The 20,257-nt window shown below is 71.7% G+C and carries 18 protein-coding genes; 8 read left to right on the top strand and 10 right to left on the bottom strand.

Translation table 11 applies throughout. From position 1 onward, the window contains the following. Positions 1 to 10: 10 nt before the first annotated feature. From ACTXG6_RS20685 to ACTXG6_RS20670, 4 genes are all read left to right on the top strand, one after another. Positions 11 to 1,180, top strand: coding sequence for a glycoside hydrolase family 3 N-terminal domain-containing protein (locus ACTXG6_RS20685; RefSeq protein WP_445189439.1), 1,170 nt, complete (start codon positions 11 to 13; stop codon positions 1,178 to 1,180). A 73-nt stretch (positions 1,181 to 1,253) separates the two neighbouring features. Continuing rightward, entirely contained in the window at positions 1,254 to 2,513 is a 1,260-nt protein-coding gene (gene ilvA, locus ACTXG6_RS20680; RefSeq protein ID WP_445189438.1) for a threonine ammonia-lyase IlvA, read from the top strand. A 27-nt stretch (positions 2,514 to 2,540) separates the two neighbouring features. Further along, on the top strand, positions 2,541 to 2,963 hold the full coding sequence (locus ACTXG6_RS20675) for a TIGR03668 family PPOX class F420-dependent oxidoreductase (protein WP_445189437.1): 423 nt from the start codon (positions 2,541 to 2,543) through the stop codon (positions 2,961 to 2,963). Between the two features lie 202 nt (positions 2,964 to 3,165). Then, positions 3,166 to 3,984 (top strand): hypothetical protein, encoded by an 819-nt coding sequence (locus ACTXG6_RS20670; RefSeq protein WP_445189436.1) that lies wholly within the window; start codon positions 3,166 to 3,168, stop codon positions 3,982 to 3,984. Positions 3,985 to 4,004: 20 nt separating this feature from the next. Here the strand turns inward: ACTXG6_RS20670 and mftD are convergent, their stop codons facing one another. The 3 genes from mftD to ACTXG6_RS20655 all read right to left on the bottom strand — a co-directional run bounded on the left by mftD (position 4,005) and on the right by ACTXG6_RS20655 (position 7,165). Continuing rightward, positions 4,005 to 5,210 (bottom strand): pre-mycofactocin synthase MftD, encoded by a 1,206-nt coding sequence (gene mftD / locus ACTXG6_RS20665; protein ID WP_445189435.1) that lies wholly within the window; start codon positions 5,208 to 5,210, stop codon positions 4,005 to 4,007. A 143-nt stretch (positions 5,211 to 5,353) separates the two neighbouring features. Continuing rightward, positions 5,354 to 5,974, bottom strand: coding sequence for an L-threonylcarbamoyladenylate synthase (locus tag ACTXG6_RS20660; RefSeq protein ID WP_445189434.1), 621 nt, complete (start codon positions 5,972 to 5,974; stop codon positions 5,354 to 5,356). Between the two features lie 48 nt (positions 5,975 to 6,022). Further along, positions 6,023 to 7,165 (bottom strand): HoxN/HupN/NixA family nickel/cobalt transporter, encoded by a 1,143-nt coding sequence (locus tag ACTXG6_RS20655; protein ID WP_445189433.1) that lies wholly within the window; start codon positions 7,163 to 7,165, stop codon positions 6,023 to 6,025. Positions 7,166 to 7,348: 183 nt separating this feature from the next. Here ACTXG6_RS20655 and ACTXG6_RS20650 point away from each other — a divergent pair, with 183 nt between their 5' ends. Beyond that, positions 7,349 to 8,599: a PucR family transcriptional regulator gene (locus ACTXG6_RS20650; RefSeq protein WP_445189432.1), complete on the top strand. Its 1,251-nt coding sequence runs from the start codon at positions 7,349 to 7,351 to the stop codon at positions 8,597 to 8,599. Here ACTXG6_RS20650 and ACTXG6_RS20645 read toward each other — a convergent pair. Both ACTXG6_RS20645 and ACTXG6_RS20640 read right to left on the bottom strand, forming a co-directional pair. Continuing rightward, on the bottom strand, positions 8,596 to 8,985 hold the full coding sequence (locus ACTXG6_RS20645) for a hypothetical protein (RefSeq protein WP_445189431.1): 390 nt from the start codon (positions 8,983 to 8,985) through the stop codon (positions 8,596 to 8,598). The two genes, ACTXG6_RS20650 and ACTXG6_RS20645, sit on opposite strands and share 4 nt — an antisense overlap. An 18-nt stretch (positions 8,986 to 9,003) precedes the next feature. Beyond that, positions 9,004 to 9,438: an Lrp/AsnC family transcriptional regulator gene (locus ACTXG6_RS20640; protein WP_445189430.1), complete on the bottom strand. Its 435-nt coding sequence runs from the start codon at positions 9,436 to 9,438 to the stop codon at positions 9,004 to 9,006. Positions 9,439 to 9,592: 154 nt separating this feature from the next. On the opposite strand from ACTXG6_RS20640, the gene ddaH reads away from it, so the two are divergent. The 3 genes from ddaH (at position 9,593) to ACTXG6_RS20625 (ending at position 12,888) form a co-directional block, all read left to right on the top strand. Continuing rightward, a complete protein-coding gene (gene ddaH / locus ACTXG6_RS20635) occupies positions 9,593 to 10,450 on the top strand; it encodes a dimethylargininase (protein ID WP_445190060.1) in 858 nt (285 codons plus the stop codon). After that, complete coding sequence (gene rocD, locus ACTXG6_RS20630) at positions 10,447 to 11,685, top strand: ornithine--oxo-acid transaminase (protein WP_445189429.1); 1,239 nt, start codon at positions 10,447 to 10,449, stop codon at positions 11,683 to 11,685. Before ddaH ends, rocD begins: the two co-directional genes overlap by 4 nt. Before the next feature lie 378 nt (positions 11,686 to 12,063). Further along, a complete protein-coding gene (locus ACTXG6_RS20625; RefSeq protein ID WP_445189428.1) occupies positions 12,064 to 12,888 on the top strand; it encodes a dimethylarginine dimethylaminohydrolase family protein in 825 nt (274 codons plus the stop codon). A 9-nt stretch (positions 12,889 to 12,897) separates the two neighbouring features. Here ACTXG6_RS20625 and ACTXG6_RS20620 read toward each other — a convergent pair whose 3' ends face one another. The 5 genes from ACTXG6_RS20620 to ACTXG6_RS20600 all read right to left on the bottom strand — a co-directional run bounded on the left by ACTXG6_RS20620 (position 12,898) and on the right by ACTXG6_RS20600 (position 20,220). Then, the gene (locus tag ACTXG6_RS20620; RefSeq protein ID WP_445190059.1) at positions 12,898 to 13,485 is read right to left on the bottom strand and encodes a cadmium resistance transporter; all 588 of its coding nucleotides are present in this window, start codon (positions 13,483 to 13,485) and stop codon (positions 12,898 to 12,900) included. Between the two features lie 453 nt (positions 13,486 to 13,938). Continuing rightward, positions 13,939 to 15,351, bottom strand: a complete 1,413-nt coding sequence (locus ACTXG6_RS20615) for a phytoene desaturase family protein (protein ID WP_445189427.1) — start codon at positions 15,349 to 15,351, stop codon at positions 13,939 to 13,941. 7 nt (positions 15,352 to 15,358) lie between these two features. Next, on the bottom strand, positions 15,359 to 17,203 hold the full coding sequence (locus ACTXG6_RS20610) for a DUF3556 domain-containing protein (RefSeq protein ID WP_445189426.1): 1,845 nt from the start codon (positions 17,201 to 17,203) through the stop codon (positions 15,359 to 15,361). A 30-nt stretch (positions 17,204 to 17,233) separates the two neighbouring features. Then, the gene (locus tag ACTXG6_RS20605) at positions 17,234 to 18,727 is read right to left on the bottom strand and encodes a class I adenylate-forming enzyme family protein (protein ID WP_445189425.1); all 1,494 of its coding nucleotides are present in this window, start codon (positions 18,725 to 18,727) and stop codon (positions 17,234 to 17,236) included. A gap of 185 nt (positions 18,728 to 18,912) precedes the next feature. Then, positions 18,913 to 20,220: an ROK family protein gene (locus ACTXG6_RS20600; protein WP_445189424.1), complete on the bottom strand. Its 1,308-nt coding sequence runs from the start codon at positions 20,218 to 20,220 to the stop codon at positions 18,913 to 18,915. Positions 20,221 to 20,257 lie beyond the last annotated feature (37 nt).

Genomic DNA, 20,257 nt, shown 5'->3' with positions numbered 1-20,257 from the left:
CGCCCTCGCGGTGCTGGTCGTCGCCGGACTGGCCGTCGGCATCCCCAGGCTGGTCGCCGCACGGCACCCCGAGCCTGCTGCCGGCACGGCGAGCGGCACCGCGGGCAACACCGAGGGCAACACCGAGGGCAACACCGCCGGCGCACCGGCCGACAGCCCCGCCCCGGCCGCCGCGCCCGGCCTTCCCGCCTGCGCCCCGAAGGTCGCGGCGCTGCCGCTGCGCGCCCGGCTGGCCCAGCGCCTGTGGGTCGGGGTGAACCCGGCCCAGCCGAAATCGGCGCGCACGGTGGTGGCCGCCGACGGCATCGGCGGGATCTTCATCGGCGGCAACCCCACCGCGATGTTGCGCGCCAACGCACTGGCCCCGATGCGCGCCGCCAGCCCGCTGCCGGTGGCGGTCTCGGTGGACGAGGAGGGCGGCCGGGTCCAGCGGATCGACCAGCTTGACGGCTCCATCCCGAGCGCCAGGGTGATGGCCCAGACGATGACCCCGGCCCAGGTCCGGGCGCTGGGCGCGAAGCGCGGCAAGCAGCTGCGCGCCAGGGGTGTCACGGTGGACATGGCCCCGGTGCTCGACGTCGGCAACCAGCCGGCCGGCTCGGCGATCGGCGACCGGTCGTTCAGCGCCGACCCGAACACCGTGGTCAGCTACGCGGGCGCGTTCGCCTCGGGGCTGCGGGACGCCGGTGTGCTGCCGGTGTTCAAGCACTTCCCCGGGCACGGGCGGGTCAACGGCGACTCGCACGCCGGCCTGGTCTCCACCCCGCCGCTGGCCTCGCTGCGCACCGACGACCTGGTGCCCTACCGGGACCTGCTCGGCACCGGCCCGGCGGCGGTGATGGTCGGGCACCTGAACGTGCCCGGGCTGACCGGCGGGCAGCCGGCCAGCCTCAGCCCGGCCGCCTACCAGCTGCTGCGCGGCGACTTCGGCTTCCGCGGCCTGGTGATGACCGACGACCTCGGTGCGATGCGCGCGATCACCGACCAGCACGACCTGCCCGACGCGGTGCTCACCGCGCTGCGGGCCGGCGCCGACGTCGCGCTGTGGACCTCCGACGGCGACCCGGGGACCGTGCTGGACCGGCTGCAGGTGGCCGTGCGCACCGGCCAGCTGCCCCAGGCGAACGTGGACCAGGCCACCGCCCGGGTGCTCGCCGCCAAGGGCCTGTGCACCGACTGACGCACGCACCTGACCCGGTCCCCGGACGCCCGGCGCGCCGTGGCACCGTCATCGGGTGACCACGGTGATTCCGGTGACCGCCGACGACGTCGACGACGCGGCCGCACGCCTGCTCGGGGTGATCCCGGCCAGCCCCCTCGAACGCAGCCCCCGGCTCAGCGACTGCAGCGGCACGCAGGTCTGGCTCAAGCGCGAGGACCTGCTGCCGGTGCGCTCCTACAAGATCCGCGGCGCCTACAACCTGATCTCCCAGCTCGACGCCTCGGCCAGGGCGAGCGGCGTGGTGTGTGCCAGCGCCGGCAACCACGCCCAGGGTGTCGCCTACGCCTGCGCCCGGCTCGGCGTCCGCGCCCGGGTGTACCTGCCGCGCACCACGCCCAGGCAGAAGCGGGACCGGGTGGCCTACCTCGGCGGCGACGTCGTGGAGGTGCGGGTGGTCGGCGACGCCTACGACGACGCCGCCGAGGCGGCCCGTGACGACACCCGGCACACCGGGGCCACCCTGGTGCCCGCGTTCGACCACCCCAGGACGGTCGCCGGGCAGGGCACCGTGGTCCGCGAGCTGGTCGGGCAGCTGGGCCGGGCGCCCGATGTGCTCGTGGTGCCGGTCGGCGGCGGCGGGCTGCTCGCCGGCTCGCTGGTATGGCTGCGCGAGCGGCACCCCGAGGTACGGGTCGTCGGCGTGGAGCCGGCCGGGGCGGCCTGCCTGACCGCCGCGCTGGCCGCCGGCCGGCCGGTGGACCTGGAGACCGTCGACCCGTTCGTGGACGGCGCGGCGGTGCGCCGGGCCGGCGAGGTCACCTACCCGATCGCGCGGGACGGCGTGGAGGCCGGCGCGGCGACCGTGACCACCGTCGCCGAGGGTTCGGTGTGCGTGGAGATGCTCGAGCTCTACCAGTCCGACGGCATCATCGCCGAGCCGGCCGGTGCGCTCGCCTCGGCCGCCCTGATGGACTCGGTGGCCGCCGGGCTCGACGTGCCCGGGGCGACCGTGGTGTGCCTGCTCTCCGGCGGCAACAACGACGTCAGCCGGTACGCCGAGATCGTCGAGCGGGCCCTGGTGCACGAGGGCCGCAAGCACTACTTCCTGGTGGACTTCCCGCAGGAGCCGGGGGCGCTGCGCCGCTTCCTGGACGACGTACTCGGCCCGGACGACGACATCACGCTCTTCGAGTACGTCAAGCGCAACAACCGGGAGTTCGGGCCGGCGCTGGTCGGTATCGAGCTGGGTCGCCCGGAGGACCTGGACGCGCTGCTGGAACGGATGCGCGCGGCACCTCCGAACATCGAGCGGGTGCCGCCGGACAGCCCCCAGTTCCGGTTCCTGCTCTGAGCGCGCGCCGGGGCTAGGGTCGGCGGCATGCGGCTGGCCGAGGAGGACGTCCGGCGCCGACTGGCGGGTGCTCGGGTGGCCTACCTGGGCACCGTGTCCGAGCAGGGGCGCCCGCACCTGGTCCCGGTCACCTTCGACCTGACCGACTCGGTGCTGGTGATCGCGGTGGACCACAAGCCCAAGAGCACCGCGAACCTGCGCCGGCTGCGCAACATCGCCGGCAACGACCGGGTCTCGGTGCTCGCCGAGCACTATGACGATGACCACTGGGCGGCGCTGTGGTGGGCGCGCGCGGACGGCCGGGCGACCGTGCTGACCGACGAGACGGAGCGCGCCGACCCGGTGCGCCGGCTCTGTGCCAAGTACCCGCAGTACCGGGCCGAGCCGCCGGTCGGGCCGGTGATCCGGATAGCCGTGGACGGCTGGCGCGGCTGGGCGTACACCGGCTGAGTCCCGCGCCGACCTGCGACTACGCCGCACAGGGCACCGCGGCGTCGCGCGCGCAACTACACGATCGACAAGGTATTCAGCGCTGCATTCTCAGGGTCCCGCCTCTAGCCTGGTAGCGGGGCGGTACCGTCCTCGGTGGCTGGCGCGCGGAGTCAGGCCCCCGATCACGACCGCGAGAGGTTTGCGAGGAGAGACGTTGTCGATGGTTACCCCCAGCTCGGCCCCCGCCGGAGGTGCGGGCCGTCCGGCCCAGCGCCTGCCAGGGCCACCCGGGCCGGGCCAGTTCCGACCCCAGTCGGGGTTCGGACCGCCACCCACTCCGTCCCGCCCCCGCCTCACCAAGGCCCAGCAGGTCCGGCTCACCCTGGTGTCCGCCATCCTGGTCGTGGTCGGCGTGGTCCTCGGGCTGGTCGCCACCGTCGTACTCCCGCACGTGTACGCGGCCCAGACCACGATCCGGTTCAGCCTGGGCGCCAGCTCCTCCGGCGACGACAACGCGGACCGCACGCTCACCACCCAGACCGTGCTGATCACCGGCCGGGACGTGCTGCAGCCGGTCGCGGACAGCACCGGCGTCCCGATCGACTACCTGATCAAGAACACCACCGCGACGGTCGTCCCGAACAGCGAGATCATCACGATCCAGGTCAACCACCCGGACCGGTCCTCCGGCATCCAGCTGACCGACGCGATCGCCAAGCGCTACCTCGAGATCGCCAACGACACCGGCAACCAGTCGCAGCTTCAGGCCCAGCTGGACAGTGCGCAGCGCCAGTTGGCCAACCCCGCGACGGCGCCGGACGCGGTCGGCGACCTGCAGGCCCAGGTGACGGATCTGCAGAACCAGATCGCGGCCCAGGTCACCACATCCAACATCGCGTCCATCGTGGCGCCGGCCTACTCGGTGACCGCCCCGGTGTTCCCGAACACGCTCATCACGCTCGGCATCGGAGCACTGGTCGGGGCCGCACTCGCCGGGCTGGTCGGCTCGCGGATGGTCCGCAACTGGACCCGCCGCTAGCCGACCCGCGAACCGGGCGGTCAGCTGGGGGTGGCGCCGCTCTGGCGGGGTGCCGGGGCGGCCTTGGTGAAGCCGTCCGGGATGATCAGATCCTCCCGGACCAGGTCGTGGATGGACCCCCGGCCCAGCCCGAGCAGCGCCTCGTCGACCCCGCTCTTCAGGATCTCCAGTACGTTGGCCACGCCGCGCTCGCCGGATGCCGCCATGCCCCACAGGTAGGCGCGCCCGATCATGACTGCCTTGGCGCCCAGTGCCAGCGCCTTGACCACGTCGCTGCCCCGCCGGATGCCACCGTCCAGCAGTACCTCGATCTGGTCGCCGACCGCGTCGACCACCGCGGGCAGCGCCCGGATCGAGGCCGGCGTGCCGTCCAGGTTGTTGCCGCCGTGGTTGGACACCGAGATGGCGGTGGCGCCGATGTCCACCGCCCGCCGGGCGTCATCCGGGTGCATGATCCCCTTGACCATGAACGGCCCGCCCCACTCGTCCCGCAGCCACTTCACGTCGTCCCAGGTGGGCAACGGGGTGCCCATCCACTCGCCGTAGGCGCCGAAGAAGGTCGGCGCCTGCTCGCCGGGGGCGGCCAGGTTCGGCGTGCTCAGGTCGGGCAGCTTGCCGGACTTCGCGAAGTCCAGCAGCCAGCGCGGCCGGACGATGCCCTCCGGGGCGAACTTGAGCATGGCCTTGAGGTCGAGGCGCTCCGGGATGAACGGGCTGCCCCAGTCGCGGCGGTGCGCGAACGTCCAGTCCAGCGTGATGATGAGCGCCTTGGCGCCGGCCGAGCGGGCCCGCTCGGCCCGCTGCAGCAGCCGGTCCTTGCCGCCCACCCAGTACATCTGGAAGAAGACCTTCGGGTTCGCCGCCGCGACCTCCTCGATCGGCTTGCTGGCGAACGAGCTGAGCCCCATCGCGGTACCGGCGGCCGCGGCCGCCCTGGCCACCGCGACCTCACCGTCCGGGTTGACCGCCTGTACCCCGGTCGGCGAGATGATCACCGGGAAGGAGATGTCCTGGCCGAGCACCGTGGTGGACTGCTCGCGGTGCTGGGGCAGGTCCGCGATGTGCGGGCGGAAACCCAGCTCGCTGAACGCGTTGACGTTGTCCTCGAGTGTGAGACCCCGCTCGGCACCGGCCACCAGTGCGAGATACACCGACTTCGGCAGCCGGCGCTTCGCTCGACGCTGCGCCTCTGCGACGGTCTCGAACCACTCCTTGCTGCTCGCCATGCCCGGCCCCTTCGCCGCTCGTCCAACCGATCTCCGGCGGAGCCTAGTGCCCGAGCCGGGCCCTCCACCGGGTGCGCCGCACCACGGAGACCGAGCGCACACCGGTCGGGCAGGCGCAACCGCCCGACCGGACAGGGTCCGCCCTACTCGAACCGGGAGGGGTCGCCGGCGCCGCGCCGGACGATCTCCGGCTCGTCACCGGAGAAGTCGATCACCGTGGTCGGCTCGGTGCCACAGTCGTCGGAGTCGACCACCGCATCCACCACGTTGTCCAGGCGTTCCTTGATCTCCCAGCCCTGGGTGAGCGGCTCCTTCTCGTCGGGCAGCAGCAGCGTGCTGGACAGCAGCGGCTCGCCCAGCTCGGACAGCAGCGCCTGGACCACCGCGTGCTCCGGGATGCGCACCCCCACGGTCTTCTTCTTGGGGTGCATCAGCCGACGCGGCACGTCGTTGGTAGCCGGCAGGATGAACGTGTAGCTGCCGGGCGTCGCGGCCTTGATCATCCGGAAGACCTTGTTGCTGATCCGGACGAACTTGCCGAGCTGTGCGAAGTCGGCGCACACCAGGGTGAAGTGGTGCCGGTCGTCGAGGTGGCGGATGTCCCTGATCCGGTCGAGGCCGGCCCGGTTTCCCACCTGGCAGCCGAGCGCGAAGCAGGAGTCGGTCGGGTAGACGATCAACCCGTCGTTGCGGACCAGGTCCACGATCTGGACGATCGAGCGGTGCTGCGGATTCTCCGGGTGGACATCGAAGTACCTGGCCATACCGCGGACCCTAGAGCGTCCCCCGGTGCGCCGCGGACCCGGACTGGATCAGTCCGCCGGTTGCGTGGCCAGCCGGGCGGACCACTTCTCCTCGACCCGGCCGACCTTCCACACCGCGAACGCGACCAGCCAGGCGAGCACGAACAGCGCCACGATGGCGTAGCCGGCGAGGTCCAGCGGGATCGAGGCGATGTCGAACAGCGGGCCGGACTGGATGCCCGCCTGGTCCACCAGCACGCCGATCAGCTCGATGGTGCCGATGATCAGCGCCACGGCGACCGACAGCGCGGTGATGGTGATGTTGTAGAAGACCTTGCGGACCGGCTTGGCGAAGGCCCAGCCGTACGCGAAGTTCATGAACACCCCGTCGGTGGTGTCCATCAGCGACATGCCGGCGGCGAACAGGATCGGCAGTACCAGGATCGCGTAGAAGGGCAGGTTGAAGGCCGCCGCGCCGCCGGCGAGCACCAGCAGGCCGACCTCGGTCGCGGTGTCGAAGCCGAGCCCAAACAGCACCCCGACCGGGTAGATGTGCCAGGGCTTGCGGACAGATTTGGTGAGCCCGTTCAGGAAGCGGTTCATGAACCCGCGCTTGTTCAGCTGCTCCTCGAGCTCCTGCTCGTCGAAGTGGCCGTGCCGCATCCGGCGGAAGACACCGATGATGCCGATCAGCACCACCAGGTTGAGGATCCCGAGGATCCACAGGAACACCCCGGAGACCGAGGCGCCGACGATGCCGGTCACCGAGTGCAGCTGGGAGCCGTCGTCCTCGACCTGCCCTGCCAGCGCCCGCACCCCGATGGAGAGCAGGAACGTCAGTCCGAAGACGATCGTGGAGTGCCCGAGGGAGAACCAGAAGCCGACCGAGAGCGGGCGCGGGCCGGACTCGGTGCGCTCGCCCAGCAGCTTCCGGGTGGTGTTGTCGACGGCCGCGATGTGGTCGGCGTCGAAGGCGTGCCGCAGCCCGAACGTGTAGGCCAGCAGACCGATCCCGGCGGTGTAGACGCCGGTGGTGCCCAGCGAGTAGTTGGCCGGCACGACGACGGCGAACAGCACGACGAACCCGACGATGTGCAGCAGCGCGATGAAGCCGTACATCCCGCCGAGGGAGAACCGGTCCTTGGACGACAGCGACCGCCAGGCCCGGACCGGTGCGGAGGCCGGCTTCTGCCGCGTACTCAAGGTGGCCATCGAGATCCTCACGTTCGGCGTCCGGGGGCACTCTTCCGAGGTTCCACGTCCGGGTGAGACTACGGCCTGGTTACGGCACTCACAACTTAGTGGCAGTAGCCAATCCTCAGTCGGAACGGGCAAGCTCTGGCACCGAGGTGGCCACCAGCGTGGCCGGTCAGGCCGCTGGCGCTAGGGTCAGGCATGGCCAGCGACGCGACCACCCGACAGGTCGTCGCGGAGGTGGCGCGCGAGCTGGACGCCCAGGTCCCGGCACTCACCGCCGAGCTCGCCGCCCTCTTCCTGGACCTGATCCCGGCGTTCCAGGGCGACGAGGCGGTCCGCGAGCTGATGGCCGCGAGCACCTCGTCCAACCTTTCCACGATCTTGGACATCCTGCTGCACGGGCTGCCGCTGGACCGCATCGACGTGCCGGCCGCGGCCGCCGCGTACGCCCGCCGGTTCGCCCAGCGCGACCTGCCGGTCGAGGGCCTGCTGCGGGCGTACCGGCTCGGCCAGGAACGGGTGGTCCAGTGGTTCCTGCGCGGCCTCGGTGAGCGGTCGCTGCCCTCGGCGGTGCTGCTCGGCTGTGCCCAGGAGGTCGTCTCCGTCGTCGGCCGCTACATCGACCAGGTCTCCGGGCACCTGATCGACATCTACGAGACCGAACGCAAGCTGTGGACCCAACGCACCGACGCCGCCAGGGCGATCGCACTGCGCACCGTGCTGGACGACGAGAACCTCGACCTGAGCACCGCCGAGGCGATGATCGGGTACCGGCTGCGCGGGTGGCACATCGCCGCCGTCGCCTGGGTCGAGATCGACACCCCGAACGCCGCGAAGTGGGTGGAGTCCGCTGCCGGGGTGCTCGCCTCCGCACACGGCGGCCGGCCGCTCACCGTGCTCGCGGACGACCACACGCTCTGGGCCTGGCTGTCCGGCCCGCCGTCGATGCGCCTGGACGAGAAGGTGCTGGCCACGAAGCTGGATGACGCGTCCCCGCTGCGCATCGCCCTCGGCGAGCCGGCACCAGGCGTAGCTGGCTTCCGGTCCTCGCACCGGGAGGCGTTGCGGGCCAAGACGGTCGCCGAGACCTCCGGCGAGCACCTCCCCCCGGTGCTCAGCTTCGCCAGGGTGAGCATCGCCGCGATGCTGTCCGAGGATCTGGACGCGCTGCGTACCTGGGTGGGCCGCACGCTGGGCGAGCTGGCCCGCGACGACGAGGGCATGGCCCGGCTGCGGGAGACCGTGCGCCTGTTCCTGGAGACCGGCGGCAGCTTCACCGATGCCGCGGCACGGCTGCACCTGCACAAGAACACCGTGCACTACCGGGTCCGCAAGGCCGAGGAGATCCGCGGCCGGCCGCTCACCGACGGGCGCCTCGACGTCGAGGTCGCCCTGGTCGCCTGCCAGCAGCTCGGCCACCGGGTACTGGCGGCCGAGCCGGGGCACTAGTTGCCCTGCTGGTGCCCTGCTACGACCCCGAGCGGACCGTGCGGCGGGCCGGCGGCACCGGGTGCACCGGAGCCCCCGCCACCAGGGTGTTCTCGATGGTGCCGGGTGGCCGGCGGCTCGAAGACGGCCACCGCCGCGCCGACCAGCCGGTCGCCGGCGTACGCGGCCAGCGCCGAGCCGCCGGCGTGCCAGATCCCGCGCAGCACCTCGGCCGGCATCGCCTCGGTGCTGTTCCACAGCTCGGCGAGGAACCGCGACACCTCCGACGTGCCGGCCACGTCCTCGACCAGGCCGATGCGGACGCCGGCCCGGGCCGCGGCCTCGGCCGCGGTCCGCCGCGCTCTGTCCGCGACCCCGGGGTCGACCGCGCCCGTCGGTGAGCTCACGAGTCGAGTGTGCCGGACTCACGTACGCCGGTCGATCAGCCGGGACAGCACGATGACGCTCTCGGTGTGGTCCACATTGGGCTCCTTGCGGACCCGTTCCATGGCCTGCTCGAGCTGGGTGATGTCGGTGGCCAGCATCTGCAGCAGCGCGTCCGCCGAACCGGTGACCGTGCACGCGCTGACCACCTCCGGCACGTGCTCGAGGCTGCGCCGCAGATCCTGCGGCGAGACCGTGCCCCGGCAGTACAGCTCGACGTAGGCCTCCGTGGTCCAGCCCAGCGCGGCGGGGTCGATCACCGCCGTGAACCCCCGGATCGCGCCGCTGGCCACCAGCCGGTCCACCCGCCGTTTCGCCGCCGGCGCGGACAGCCCCACCTGCGCGCCGACCTCGGCGAAGGTGGCCCGGCCGTCCCGCAGCAGGCACCCCACGACCTGCCGGTCGATGTCGTCCACGCGCTCCTCCTCGAGGGGTCGATGACCGAATTGGAGATCAACACAACAGAACTCTGATTTTCCGAATATTACGCAATAAATCGACGGTACAGACGCAATATCGACGTATTGATTGCGGCATCCGTACGAACATACAGTTCAGACTGTGACCGTCATCGCGGACTCCGCACCCCTGTTGACCAGCACCGCGACCGCTCGCGTGGCACGGCGGCGCCGGTACCTCATGTGCCCGCCCGACCACTTCGCGGTCTCCTACGCGATCAACCCCTGGATGGACACCGCACGGCCGATCGACCTCGCGCTGGCCCGTCGGCAGTGGGACCGGCTGCGCCGGACCTACACCGACCTCGGGCACGTCGTCGAGACGATCGCCTCGGAGCCCGGCCTGCCGGACATGGTGTTCGCCGCCAACGGTGGCCTGGTGATCGGGGACCGCGCCCTGGGCGCCCGGTTCGCCTACCCGCAGCGCGCCGGTGAGGGTCCGGCCTATCTCGACTGGCTGCGCGGCTCCGGGCTGACCGCGGTCGCCGCGGCCGAACAGGTCAACGAGGGCGAGGGCGACTTCCTCACGGTCGGCGACATGGTGCTGGCCGGTACCGGGTTCCGCACCACGCTCGCCGCGCACGCCGAGGTGCGGGAGACGTTCGGGCTGCCGGTGGTGTCGCTGCGCCTGGTCGACCCGCGCTTCTACCACCTGGACACGGCGCTCGCCGTGCTCGACGACCACCCCGACCACACCACGGTGGCCTACACCCCCGAAGCGTTCAGCCAGGGCAGCAGGGAGACGCTGCGCCGGCTGTTCCCGGACGCGATCCTGGCCGCCCCCGCCGACGCCGCCGTACTCGGGCTGAACGCGGTGTCCGACGGGTACCACGTGGTACTCGCCGAGGCGGCCACCGGCCTCATCGCCCAGCTGCGCGAGCGCGGCTTCCACCCCATTGGTGTCGACCTGTCCGAGCTGCTCAAGGCCGGCGGCGGCGCCAAGTGCTGCACCCTGGAGATCCGGACATGAGCCTGTTCACCGACACACCCGTGCGCACCGCGACCGAGTACATCCAGCTCGGCGAGGCGCACAGCGCCGCCAACTACGCCCCACTGCCGGTGGTGATCGCCACCGCGCGGGGCTCCTGGGTCACCGACGTCGCCGGCAACCGTTACCTGGACTGCCTCTCGGCCTACTCGGCGGTGAACTTCGGGCACGGCAACGAGCGGATCGTGGACGCCGCCCGCGACCAGCTGGGCCGGGTCACCCTGACCAGCCGGGCGTTCCACCACGACCAGTTCGGCCCGTTCTGCGCCGAGCTCACCGCGCTCGTCGGCAAGCAGCTGGTGCTGCCGATGAACACCGGTGCCGAGGCGGTGGAGACCGGCATCAAGGTGGCCCGCAAGTGGGGCTATCGGGTCAAGGGCGTGCCGGCGGGGCGGGCGAACATGGTGGTCGCCGCCAACAACTTCCACGGCCGCACCACCACCGTGATCAGCTTCTCGGACGACCCGGACGCCCGCGCCGACTTCGGCCCCTACACCCCCGGCTTCCGCGCGGTGCCCTTCGGCGACGCCGCCGCGCTGGCCGCCGCCATCAACGGCGACACCGTCGCGGTGCTCCTGGAGCCGGTGCAGGGCGAGGCGGGCGTGATCCTGCCGCCGCCCGGTTACCTGGCGCGGGTGCGCGAGCTGTGCACCCGGCACAACGTGCTGTTCATCGCCGACGAGGTGCAGTCCGGGCTGGCCCGTACCGGGCGCACCCTGGCCTGCGAGCACTACGGCGTGGTGCCGGACATGTACCTGCTCGGTAAGGCGCTCGGCGGCGGCGTGGTGCCGGTGTCCGCGGTGCTCGCCGACGCCGACGTGCTCGGTGTGCTGCGCCCCGGCCAGCACGGCTCCACCTTCGGCGGCAACCCGCTGGCCTGTGCGGTCGGCCGGGCCGTGGTCGGGATGCTGGCCACCGGCGAGTACCAGGAGCGCGCCCGGGTACTGGGTGAGCAGCTGCGCGCCGGGCTGGAGTCGCTGGTCGGACACGGGGTGACCGCCGTGCGCAGCCTCGGGCTGTGGGCCGGCATCGACGTCGACCCCGGGCTGGGCACCGGCCGGGCGGTCTGCGAACGGCTGCTCGCGCACGGCGTGTTGGCGAAGGACACCCACGGCCAGACCCTGCGCCTCGCCCCGCCGCTGGTGATCGAGCCGGCCGAGCTGGACGGCGCGGTCGAGGCATTGCGCAGGTCGCTGAAAGATCTGGCGTCCAGCTGAAACCACGAGCCGACAATTCTGTCGAACTCGAACACCGGGGATCGCCGAACCTGGCGTCGACGTCCGCGTGTCACGAAGCCGACGGACTGAGTGCGGGACAGGCGGCAGCATAGGCCGCACCAGGTAAGCCGGTCCCACTTCCGGCAAGCATGAGCGTGGCAACGCTCATCACGACGGATACGAATCATTTGCTACTGCAAGCGCTGGCGTCGGATCGTCCTCAACCGCCGCCAGCTTTCGACCGGGTCGGCGTCGGTAGTCGTAGGTGCTAAGCGGCATGCACAGGCGGCCGGGGACGCGGACCGGTCCTCTTATGGTAGCCAAATGGACTCATCGCAGACCCAATTGGCCACCGACGCTCACTTCGGGGTTCGCTCGATGAGCGCGCCGCTCCGCCGGGTCCTGGTCCGCCGGCCCAGCACCGGGGGCGACTTCGCCGCCGCCGACTGGCGCACCCCCGACCCGGCGCTGCTGGCCAGCCAGCACGACGAGTTCGCGGCGCTGCTGCGCTCCCTCGGCGCCGAGGTCGAGGTGGCCGCGCCGATCGACGGCCTCGTCGACGCCGTCTACGCCCGCGACCCCGCACTGGTCACCGGCCGCGGCGCGATCCTGTTCCAGATGACCAAGCCGGTACGCCAGCCCGAGCCGGAGCTGCTGGGCGCGGCGTTCGAGCGCGCCGGCGTGCCCGTGATCGGGCGGCTGACCGGTGCCGCGGTCGCCGACGGGGGTGACTTCATCTGGCTCGACGAGCAGACCCTGGTGATCGGGCGCAGCTACCGCACCAACGAGCCGGCGGTGGCCCAGCTGCGCGCACTGCTGGCCGAGGAGGGCGTCACCGTCGTCTCGGTGGACCTGCCGCACGCAGGAGGCCCGGAGCACGTGCTGCACCTGATGTCGTTCATCTCGCCGGTCGCCGACGACCTCGCGGTGGTCTACCCGCCGCTCGCGCCGGTCAGCCTGATGCAGTCCCTCGAGGCGCGCGGCATCACGGTCGTGCCGGTGGACGACGAGGAGTACCTCACCATGGGCTGCAACGTCCTGGCGGTACGCCCTCGGGTGGTGGTCCTGGTCGACGGCAACCCCCGGATCCGGGCGGCGCTGGAGGCGCACGGCTGCGAGACCCACGTATACGACGGCTCGGAAGTCTCGGTGAAGGGCGACGGCGGCCCGACCTGCCTCACCGCCCCGCTCTGGCGCGACTGAAAGCGCAGGTCAGAGGCCGAACGCGTGGCCTTCGACCAGGATCAGCAGGCCGATGCCGATCAGCACGGCCGGCAGCAGCAGGTGGCCGAACCGGGCGAGCGTGCGGGCCACCGGCGGCCGGGTGGCGAGGAACCGGCCCACTCCGCACCAGACCCCGACCAGGACGAGGAACACCGCTGAATAGCCGACCAGGCCAGCGGGGCCGGCGGTTGCGAACACCGGCACGTAGACGCCGATGTTGTCGCCGCCGTTGGCGAAGGTGACCGCCGCGACGGTAAGGACTGAAGCGGTGCCGGTGCCGGTGCCGGTGCCGGCGTCCGGACCGGGGCCGGCGTCCGGGCCGGTGCCGTGCCGGTCCCGCCAGACGCCCCAGGCCGCCCGGATGCCGAGCAGCAGCGGCAGCAGTCCGAGATAGGCGATGGCCGGGCGCGGCAGCAACCCGGCCCCGAGTGCCCCGGCGAGCGAGGCGACCAGGATGGCCGCAAAACCCAGGTACTGGCCGATCACCACCCGGACCGCGGCACCCCGGTGCCCGGCACACCGACCGAAGAACAACGCCAGGACGAGGATGTCGTCGATGTTGGTCACGGCGAACATGCCGGCCGCCCGGGCGACGAAGGCCACGGAGCGCGCCGTCCACGGCCGGACTGTACCGACCGGTGCCGACCACCCCAGTCAGCACCGTCAGCACTCTCAGCACCACGGCACACACCGTCGTAGCGCCCCGCACAGGTTTGGCGGTGTGTACGGCGGAACGACGGTGTGTGCGGTCAGCGCTCGGCCGGCTGTCTCGGCGGTCGACCGAGCGCGACGGGGCGTTACGGCATGTGGGCTACCGAGTTTCGCTCGTTTGGCCGCTCAGGTCCGCCCGTAGCCCTGCCGATAAAGCAGAAGACCGCGCCGATGAGACTTTAGGTGCCACTCACTCCGCCCAATTGAGACTTTAGGCGCCGCTCAATCCGCGTAATGGGGCTCCGAGGCCGACGTCAGGCCCGTGGTCCCGAAACCCAGGGCGTGGCCACAGGACGCCGCGCCCCGCCGATGGAGAGATCAACGCAGCGCGCGCAACGCTGAGCTCGCCGCGTTGAAGCCACACATGCCGTGCACGCCGGCCCCGGGCGGCGTCGCGGCCGAGCAGAGGTACACCCCGGGCACTCCGGTGTAGTACGGATCGACCGCGATGCGCGGGCGCAGCGCCACCTGCGGGATGTTGTTCGCCCCGCCGACGATGTCGCCACCGATGAAGTTGCGGTTGTAGCTGGCCAACTCGGTGGTACCGCGGGCGAACCGGCCGACGATCCGCTCCCGGACACCCGGGGCGAACCGTTCGATCTGGTCGATGATCACCTCAGTGGCGTCGCCGGGGTAGCCGTGCGGCACGTGGGCGTAGGCGTAGATCGGGTGCACGTTGCCGGCGGAGCGGCTGGGGTCGGCCAGGTACTGCTGCCCGACCAGCACGAACGGGCGCTCCGGCATCCTGCCCCGGTTGGTGTCCCGCTCGGCGGCCGTGACCTCCTCGATGGTCCCGCCGAGATGCAGCGTGCCGGCCCGGCGGCTCGGCTCGTTGGTCCACGGCACGCCGCCCTCGACGGCAAGGTCGAGCTTGAACGCCCCGGGAGCGTGCCGGTAGCGGCGGTACGCCCGCGCGATCCGGGCGGGTTGCGCGGCGCCGAGCAGGTCGGCCGCCGCGCGCGGGGCGAGGTCGAGCAGCACCGCGTCGGCGTGGCTCACCTCCCCGTACGACTCGACCGGCACACCCGTCTTGATCGTGCCGCCGAGCTCGACCAGCCGGGCGGCCAGCGCATCGGTGATCGACCGCGAGCCGCCCTCGGCCACCGGCCAGCCGCTGCCGTGGCCGCTGGCGGCGATGATCAGTCCCATCGCCGAGGTCAGCGGTTGGGTGAGCGGGGCGAACGAGTGCGCGGCGCAGCCGGCGAACAGCGCGCGGGCCTCCGGGGTACGCCACATCTTGGCCAGCAGAGTGGCGGGCAGCGGGGCGCCGAGCCCGAAGCGCGCCAGCAGCAGCGGGTGCCTCGGCAGGTGCAGGACCGGGCGGAACAGCTCGCCGATCAGGTCGTCCCACCCGGCCACCAGCGGGCCGAACACCCGCCGCCAGGCCGGCCCGTCGATACCCAACCCGGCCACCGTGTCGTCCAGCGAGCGGACCAGCACCCCGGCGGAACCGGAGTCCAGCGGGTGCGCCAGGTCGACCTCGGGCCACCGCCAGCGCAGCCCGTGCCGCTCCAGGTCGAGATCACGCAGGAACGGCGAGGCCAGGCTGGTCGGGTGGATGGCCGAGCAGTCGTCGTGCAGCACGCCCGGCAGCGTGTTCTCCGAGGTCCGGGTGCCGCCGCCGATCGTGGCGGCGGCCTCCAGGACGGTCACCGAGACGCCGCGGCGGGCCAGGGTGACGGCGGCGGCCAGCCCGTTCGGGCCGGCCCCCACCACGATCGCGTCGGTCACCCGCCCGTCACTCCGGCGAACTGGTCGCGCGCGGCTGCTCGACCGAGGCAGCCGCACGGGGCTCCTCGACCGGGGCAGCCGGCGCGGCTGGCGCGGTGTCCGACGCCCGCCAGGTGACCCGGTACGGGATCGGCCCGTCGGCCAACCACGGCTGGGCGGCGGTCATGTCGCGCACGTCGACCACTCCCCGCTCGACCACCCCGACCGCCGCGTCGACGATCCGGTACTTCTGGGTCATGGTGTGCCACGGCTGCGACTCGAGCAGCACCACCATCAGCTCACCCGGCGCGTACTGGCAGCGCTCCTGCACGGCGTTGATGAAGAACTCGTCGTGCAGGTGCCCGTCACCGAACTGCCAGCCGACCACCGAGCTCATCACGAACTCGCCCTCGCGGATGTCGTAGTTCTCCGCGCTGTCCAGGTGGGTCAGCATGAGCGAGGACAGCGCGCGCCCGTGGCTGTTCATGTACCGCCAGGCCACCGCCTTCTGCAGGAAGATCTCGGCGACCTCCTTGCTGTACAGCTCGGTGAGCTGGGTGATCTGGTTCTTCGAGGACTTGACGATGTTGAGGTCGATCCGTTCCTCGCAGCTCGGCTGACCATCCGGAGTGCGCCGGAACGCCCACAGGCCGGTCGCCCAGTTGCCCGCGTAGTAGCGCGCGGCGGGCAGGAAGGAGATCAGGTCCGGCCGCAGGTTGCCCAGCACCGGGACACCGAACAGGATCACCATGATCACGATCGGCAGCCACACCGAGCTCGTCGACCACAGGCCGAACTCGCCGGCCGGGTGCAGCACGAACAGCCAGACCAGCGAGAAGGTGTAGAAGATGTTCCACTCCAGCGGCACCGCCAGCGGGAAGTTGGACGTGATGTACAGGTGGAAGATGACCATGACGGCGGCGGTCACCAGCACCACCGGCCGGTTGGTGACGAACAGCAGGATCACCGGGGCGCCGAACTCCAGCACCGTGCCGGTGTGGCCGAGGAAACCGGCCAGCCAGGACGGCCGGATGTCGTTCGGGAAGTCCTTGCAGAGCTTGTGCCGTAGCCACTTGGAGACCATCAGCGGCGCGTTGGTGGTCATGCCCTGGATCACGTAGCCGAAGTGCTTGCCGATCTTGGAGGCGGCCGCGCCCCACCACACCGCGCACATCACCAGCTTGGCGCCGACGATCATGTCCACGAACGGCAGCGTGGCGAACATGATGCACATGACCCAGTACTGCTCGCTGCGCGCGGCGAGGAACAGCAGCCGGTCCCGCAGCCCGGCGACCAGGGTGAACCCGATCAGCACAGCGAGCAGTCTCGGGTCCAGCAGGCCCACGCTGTCCGCCGGCTGGCCGGCCTTCGGCACCCCGTCGGAGAACAGCAGCACGATGGCGGAAACGATCATGCCGGCGTACACGAACACGTCGAACCAGGTGCGTCGCGAGCCGCCCGCGATCGGGTTCTTGCCCGGCCACGGCGGCAGCTTGATGGTGCCGGGGCGCAGCCAGTAGGTGCAGCCGCCGACCCACGGCTTGAAGCGGAACGCGAGCGGGCCGCAGGATGCGCCGAACCCGAGCATCTCGTAGAGGATCACCCAGACGACGAGCTTCTGGTAGAAGATCGGCTGGGTCCACCAGCTGGCGACGTCGCCGATCGAGCCGATCCCGGCCGTGCGCGAGGCGAGCAGTAGGCCGAGCACGACGAAGACGGCGATCTTCGCGCAGTACATCGCGTGGATCACCTTCGGGGTGCCGAACCCGTAGTCGATCCAGTGCAGCGCGAGGATCTTGATCCGCTCCAGGTGGGGCCGCTCCTCGAAGGTAGCCAGGTCCACGTCAGGTAGATCAGCGTTGATGAAACCCACGGTGGTTCTCCGATCGGTGTTCCAGGTCGGTCATACGTTGGCGGCGAGCGACGTGCGCAGCGTCGGTTTGTCGATCTTGCCGACCGAGTTCTTCGGCAGGCTGTCGAGCACGGTGAGCTCGACCGGGACCTTGTACTTGGACAGCTGCGCCCTGGTGTGCTCCAGCAGCTCCTCAGCGGTCACCTGAGCGGCCGCGCCGGCCTGGTCGCGCAGCGAGACGTAGCCGACGGGCACCTCCCCGTACACCTCGTGGGGGCGGCCGATGACCGCCACCTCGAGCACGGCGGGGTGCTGGTAGATCACGGACTCGATCTCCTTGGGGTAGATGTTCTCGCCCGCCCGGATGATCATGTCCTTCACCCGGTCCACCAGGACCAGGTAGCCGTCTTGGTCGAACCGTCCCACGTCGCCGGTGTGCAGCCAGCCGTCGACGACGGTCTTCGCGGTCTCCCCCGGCCGGTTCAGGTAGCCGCGCATCACGTTCGGGCCGGCGATGACCACCTCGCCGGACTCGCCGGCCGGCACGCGGTTGCCGTCGGCGTCGACCAGCTCCACCCGCTGCCCGGCCATCGGCAGTCCGACGGTGCCGGGCTTGCGGACGCCGTCCAGCGGGTTCACGGTCGAGGCACAGGTGCCCTCGGACAGCCCGTAGCCCTCCACCAGGACGACGCCGTAGCGCTGCTCGAAGCGGTCGATGAGCTCGGCCGGCATCGGTGCCGCGCCGCAGACCACGAAGCGCAGCGACGAGGTGTCCGGGCGGACCGACGCCGGCAGGTTGGACAGCATCGCGTAGATCGCCGGCACCGCCGAGAAGTAGGTCGGCCGGGACCGGCGCACGTCGTCGAAGAACCGGTCCGGGGAGAAGCGCCCGGCGATCGTGGTGCTCCCGCCGGCCAGCAGCGGGGACAGCACGCTGACCACGATGCCGTTGACGTGGAACAGCGGCAGCACCAGCAGGCAGTGGTCGGTCTCCTCGAGTCCGAACGCGTCGAGCGCCATGTCGCACATCGACGAGAGGTTCGCGTGGTCGAGCATCACGCCCTTGGGCTTACCCGTGGTCCCGCTGGTGTAGATCAGCAGCGCCAGGCCGTCGGGATCCAGTACCGGCGCATCGGCGGGCTCGCCCAGGTCCCCGCCGTCGGACCAGCTGTCGGACCAGAGGTCAGCCACCTCCAGGGCATCGGCGGTGCCGGACGGCGACGGCCGGTTGTCCAGCACCACCAGCCGGGCCGCCGAGTCCTCGAGCTGGTAGGCGGCCTCCGGGTCGGTGAGCGCCGGGTTGATCGGGGTGACCGCCGCGCCGAGGCGCCAGGCCGCGAAGAGGGTGAGCACCAACTCGACCCGGTTGGGCAACAGGGTGGCGACCACGTCGCCCCGCCGAACCCCGCTTTGTGCCAGCAGCCCGGCTACGCTCCGCACCCGCTTTGCGAACTCGCCGTTGTTCAGGGCCACGGCGTCGTCGCTGATACAGCGCGCGGCAGCGTCGTCGTCAGCCCGAACATCGGCTAGCTCGGCAAAATGCATGGTCACTCTCAGTCATCGAGTGTAGCGAGAATTGTGACGGCGCCCACGGTAGCGGGTTAGTCCGAACAGACCACATGGTGTACGGACACGAATCACGCATTCGGGTTCGTGCCGGGAGTACAAATGCGCAGGTCAGCGCCCGACTCGCGCCGGTTCGGCACGGACGACAGCACTCGGTCGGGCGATCAGCTGGCGCGCGTGGACCGAGCGGCGAACACGATCTCCCTGGCCCGCCGGACACCGGTGGCCAGCGCCCCCCGGACCACCGCGTCGGCACCGAGCGCCCCGACCGCCAGCCGAGGCGACATCGGGGTCAGCTGGGCGAGCACCGCACGGGTGGGCGCCTCGAGCAGGTCCAGGTGCCGCCCGATGCTTCCGCCGAGCACGATGAGCTCCGGGTCGAAGAAGGCGGCGATGCTCGCGATCAGCCGGGCCAGGTGGCCGGCCACCACCTCGATCACCTGCCCGGCCCGCTGATCACCGGCCCGCGCCGCCGCGAACACCGCCTCGACGGTGCGGTAGCCGGACAGGCCGGCCTCCCGGGCGTAGCGCAGCACCGCGGCCGACGCGAGCTGCTCCTCGAGCATGCCGACCCGCGATACCGGTTGCGCGGCGGGCGCGCCGATGGGCAGGTAGCCGACCTCACCGGCCGCGCCGGAAAAGCCCTGGTAGAGCTTGCCGTCCAGGACCAGCCCGACGCCGACGCCACTGTCCACATGGGCGTAGACGAAGTGCCGGGTGCCCCGGCCGGCGCCGTAGTTGTGCTCGCCGATGGCGGCCAGGTTGGCGTCGTTGTCGACCGTCAGTGAGGTGCCGAGCCGCTGGCCCAGGGTCTCCGCGAGGCCGCCGCGCTGCCAGCCGGGCAGGTTCGCCGCGTACAGCACGCGGCCCCGGCGGGGGTCGTAGACGCCGGGTGAGCCGATGACCGCGTGGGTGATCGCGGCCGGGTCGACCGCGGCGGCCCGGGCCACCGACGCCACCGCGTCGCTGATCCCCTCGACCAGCGCGGCCGAGGTGCGCGCGGTGTTGCGCAGCTCGAGTTGGCCCAGCTGGTTGCCGGCCAGGTCGGCGACGGCCAGCCGGAGTCGGTCCCGGCCGACGTCCACGCCGACCACCAGGCCCGCGCTCGGGTTCACCTCGTACCGGGTGGCGGGGCGTCCCTGCGCGGTGTCGGCCCGACCGGCCGGGCGGACCAGCTCGGCGTTCTCCAGATCGGCCAGCGCGGCGATCACGGTGGGCAGCGAGAGGCCGGCGTCCCTGGCCAGCCGAGGCCGGGTCGCCGGGCCGCCGGCGAACAGCTGGTCCAGGAGAAGCCGCTGGTTCATCTCGCGCAGCACGGAGGGAGCCACCGCGACAGCCCGCTGGCCGGCGGCGGACCGGGCGCCGGCAGGTGGGCCGGCGGCGGGGTCGCCGTCAGGTGGGCCGGCGGCGGACCGGGCGCCGGCGGGTGGGCCGGCGGCGGGGTCGCCGATGGCAGGTTCGGCCGGCGCCATCGCCCACCTCCCTCCGAGTTCGGCGCACGCATCCTGG

Source organism: Pseudonocardia sp. Cha107L01, assembly GCF_052566575.1.
The sequence above is the reverse complement of the archived record's forward strand: the minus strand, read 5'-3'. Positions and strand labels throughout refer to the sequence as shown.

What these genes read in the sequence shown, in the direction of transcription:
- ACTXG6_RS20675 (WP_445189437.1), top strand. Translation starts at nt 2,541, where the DNA reads ATGCGGCTGGCCGAGGAGGACGTCCGGCGCCGACTGGCGGGTGCTCGG.
- ACTXG6_RS20670 (WP_445189436.1), top strand. Translation starts at nt 3,166, where the DNA reads ATGGTTACCCCCAGCTCGGCCCCCGCCGGAGGTGCGGGCCGTCCGGCC.
- mftD (WP_445189435.1), bottom strand. Translation starts at nt 5,210, where the DNA reads ATGGCGAGCAGCAAGGAGTGGTTCGAGACCGTCGCAGAGGCGCAGCGT.
- ACTXG6_RS20660 (WP_445189434.1), bottom strand. Translation starts at nt 5,974, where the DNA reads ATGGCCAGGTACTTCGATGTCCACCCGGAGAATCCGCAGCACCGCTCG.
- ACTXG6_RS20655 (WP_445189433.1), bottom strand. Translation starts at nt 7,165, where the DNA reads ATGGCCACCTTGAGTACGCGGCAGAAGCCGGCCTCCGCACCGGTCCGG.
- ACTXG6_RS20650 (WP_445189432.1), top strand. Translation starts at nt 7,349, where the DNA reads ATGGCCAGCGACGCGACCACCCGACAGGTCGTCGCGGAGGTGGCGCGC.
- rocD (WP_445189429.1), top strand. Translation starts at nt 10,447, where the DNA reads ATGAGCCTGTTCACCGACACACCCGTGCGCACCGCGACCGAGTACATC.
- ACTXG6_RS20625 (WP_445189428.1), top strand. Translation starts at nt 12,064, where the DNA reads ATGAGCGCGCCGCTCCGCCGGGTCCTGGTCCGCCGGCCCAGCACCGGG.
- ACTXG6_RS20620 (WP_445190059.1), bottom strand. Translation starts at nt 13,485, where the DNA reads ATGTTCGCCGTGACCAACATCGACGACATCCTCGTCCTGGCGTTGTTC.
- ACTXG6_RS20605 (WP_445189425.1), bottom strand. Translation starts at nt 18,727, where the DNA reads ATGCATTTTGCCGAGCTAGCCGATGTTCGGGCTGACGACGACGCTGCC.
- ACTXG6_RS20600 (WP_445189424.1), bottom strand. Translation starts at nt 20,220, where the DNA reads ATGGCGCCGGCCGAACCTGCCATCGGCGACCCCGCCGCCGGCCCACCC.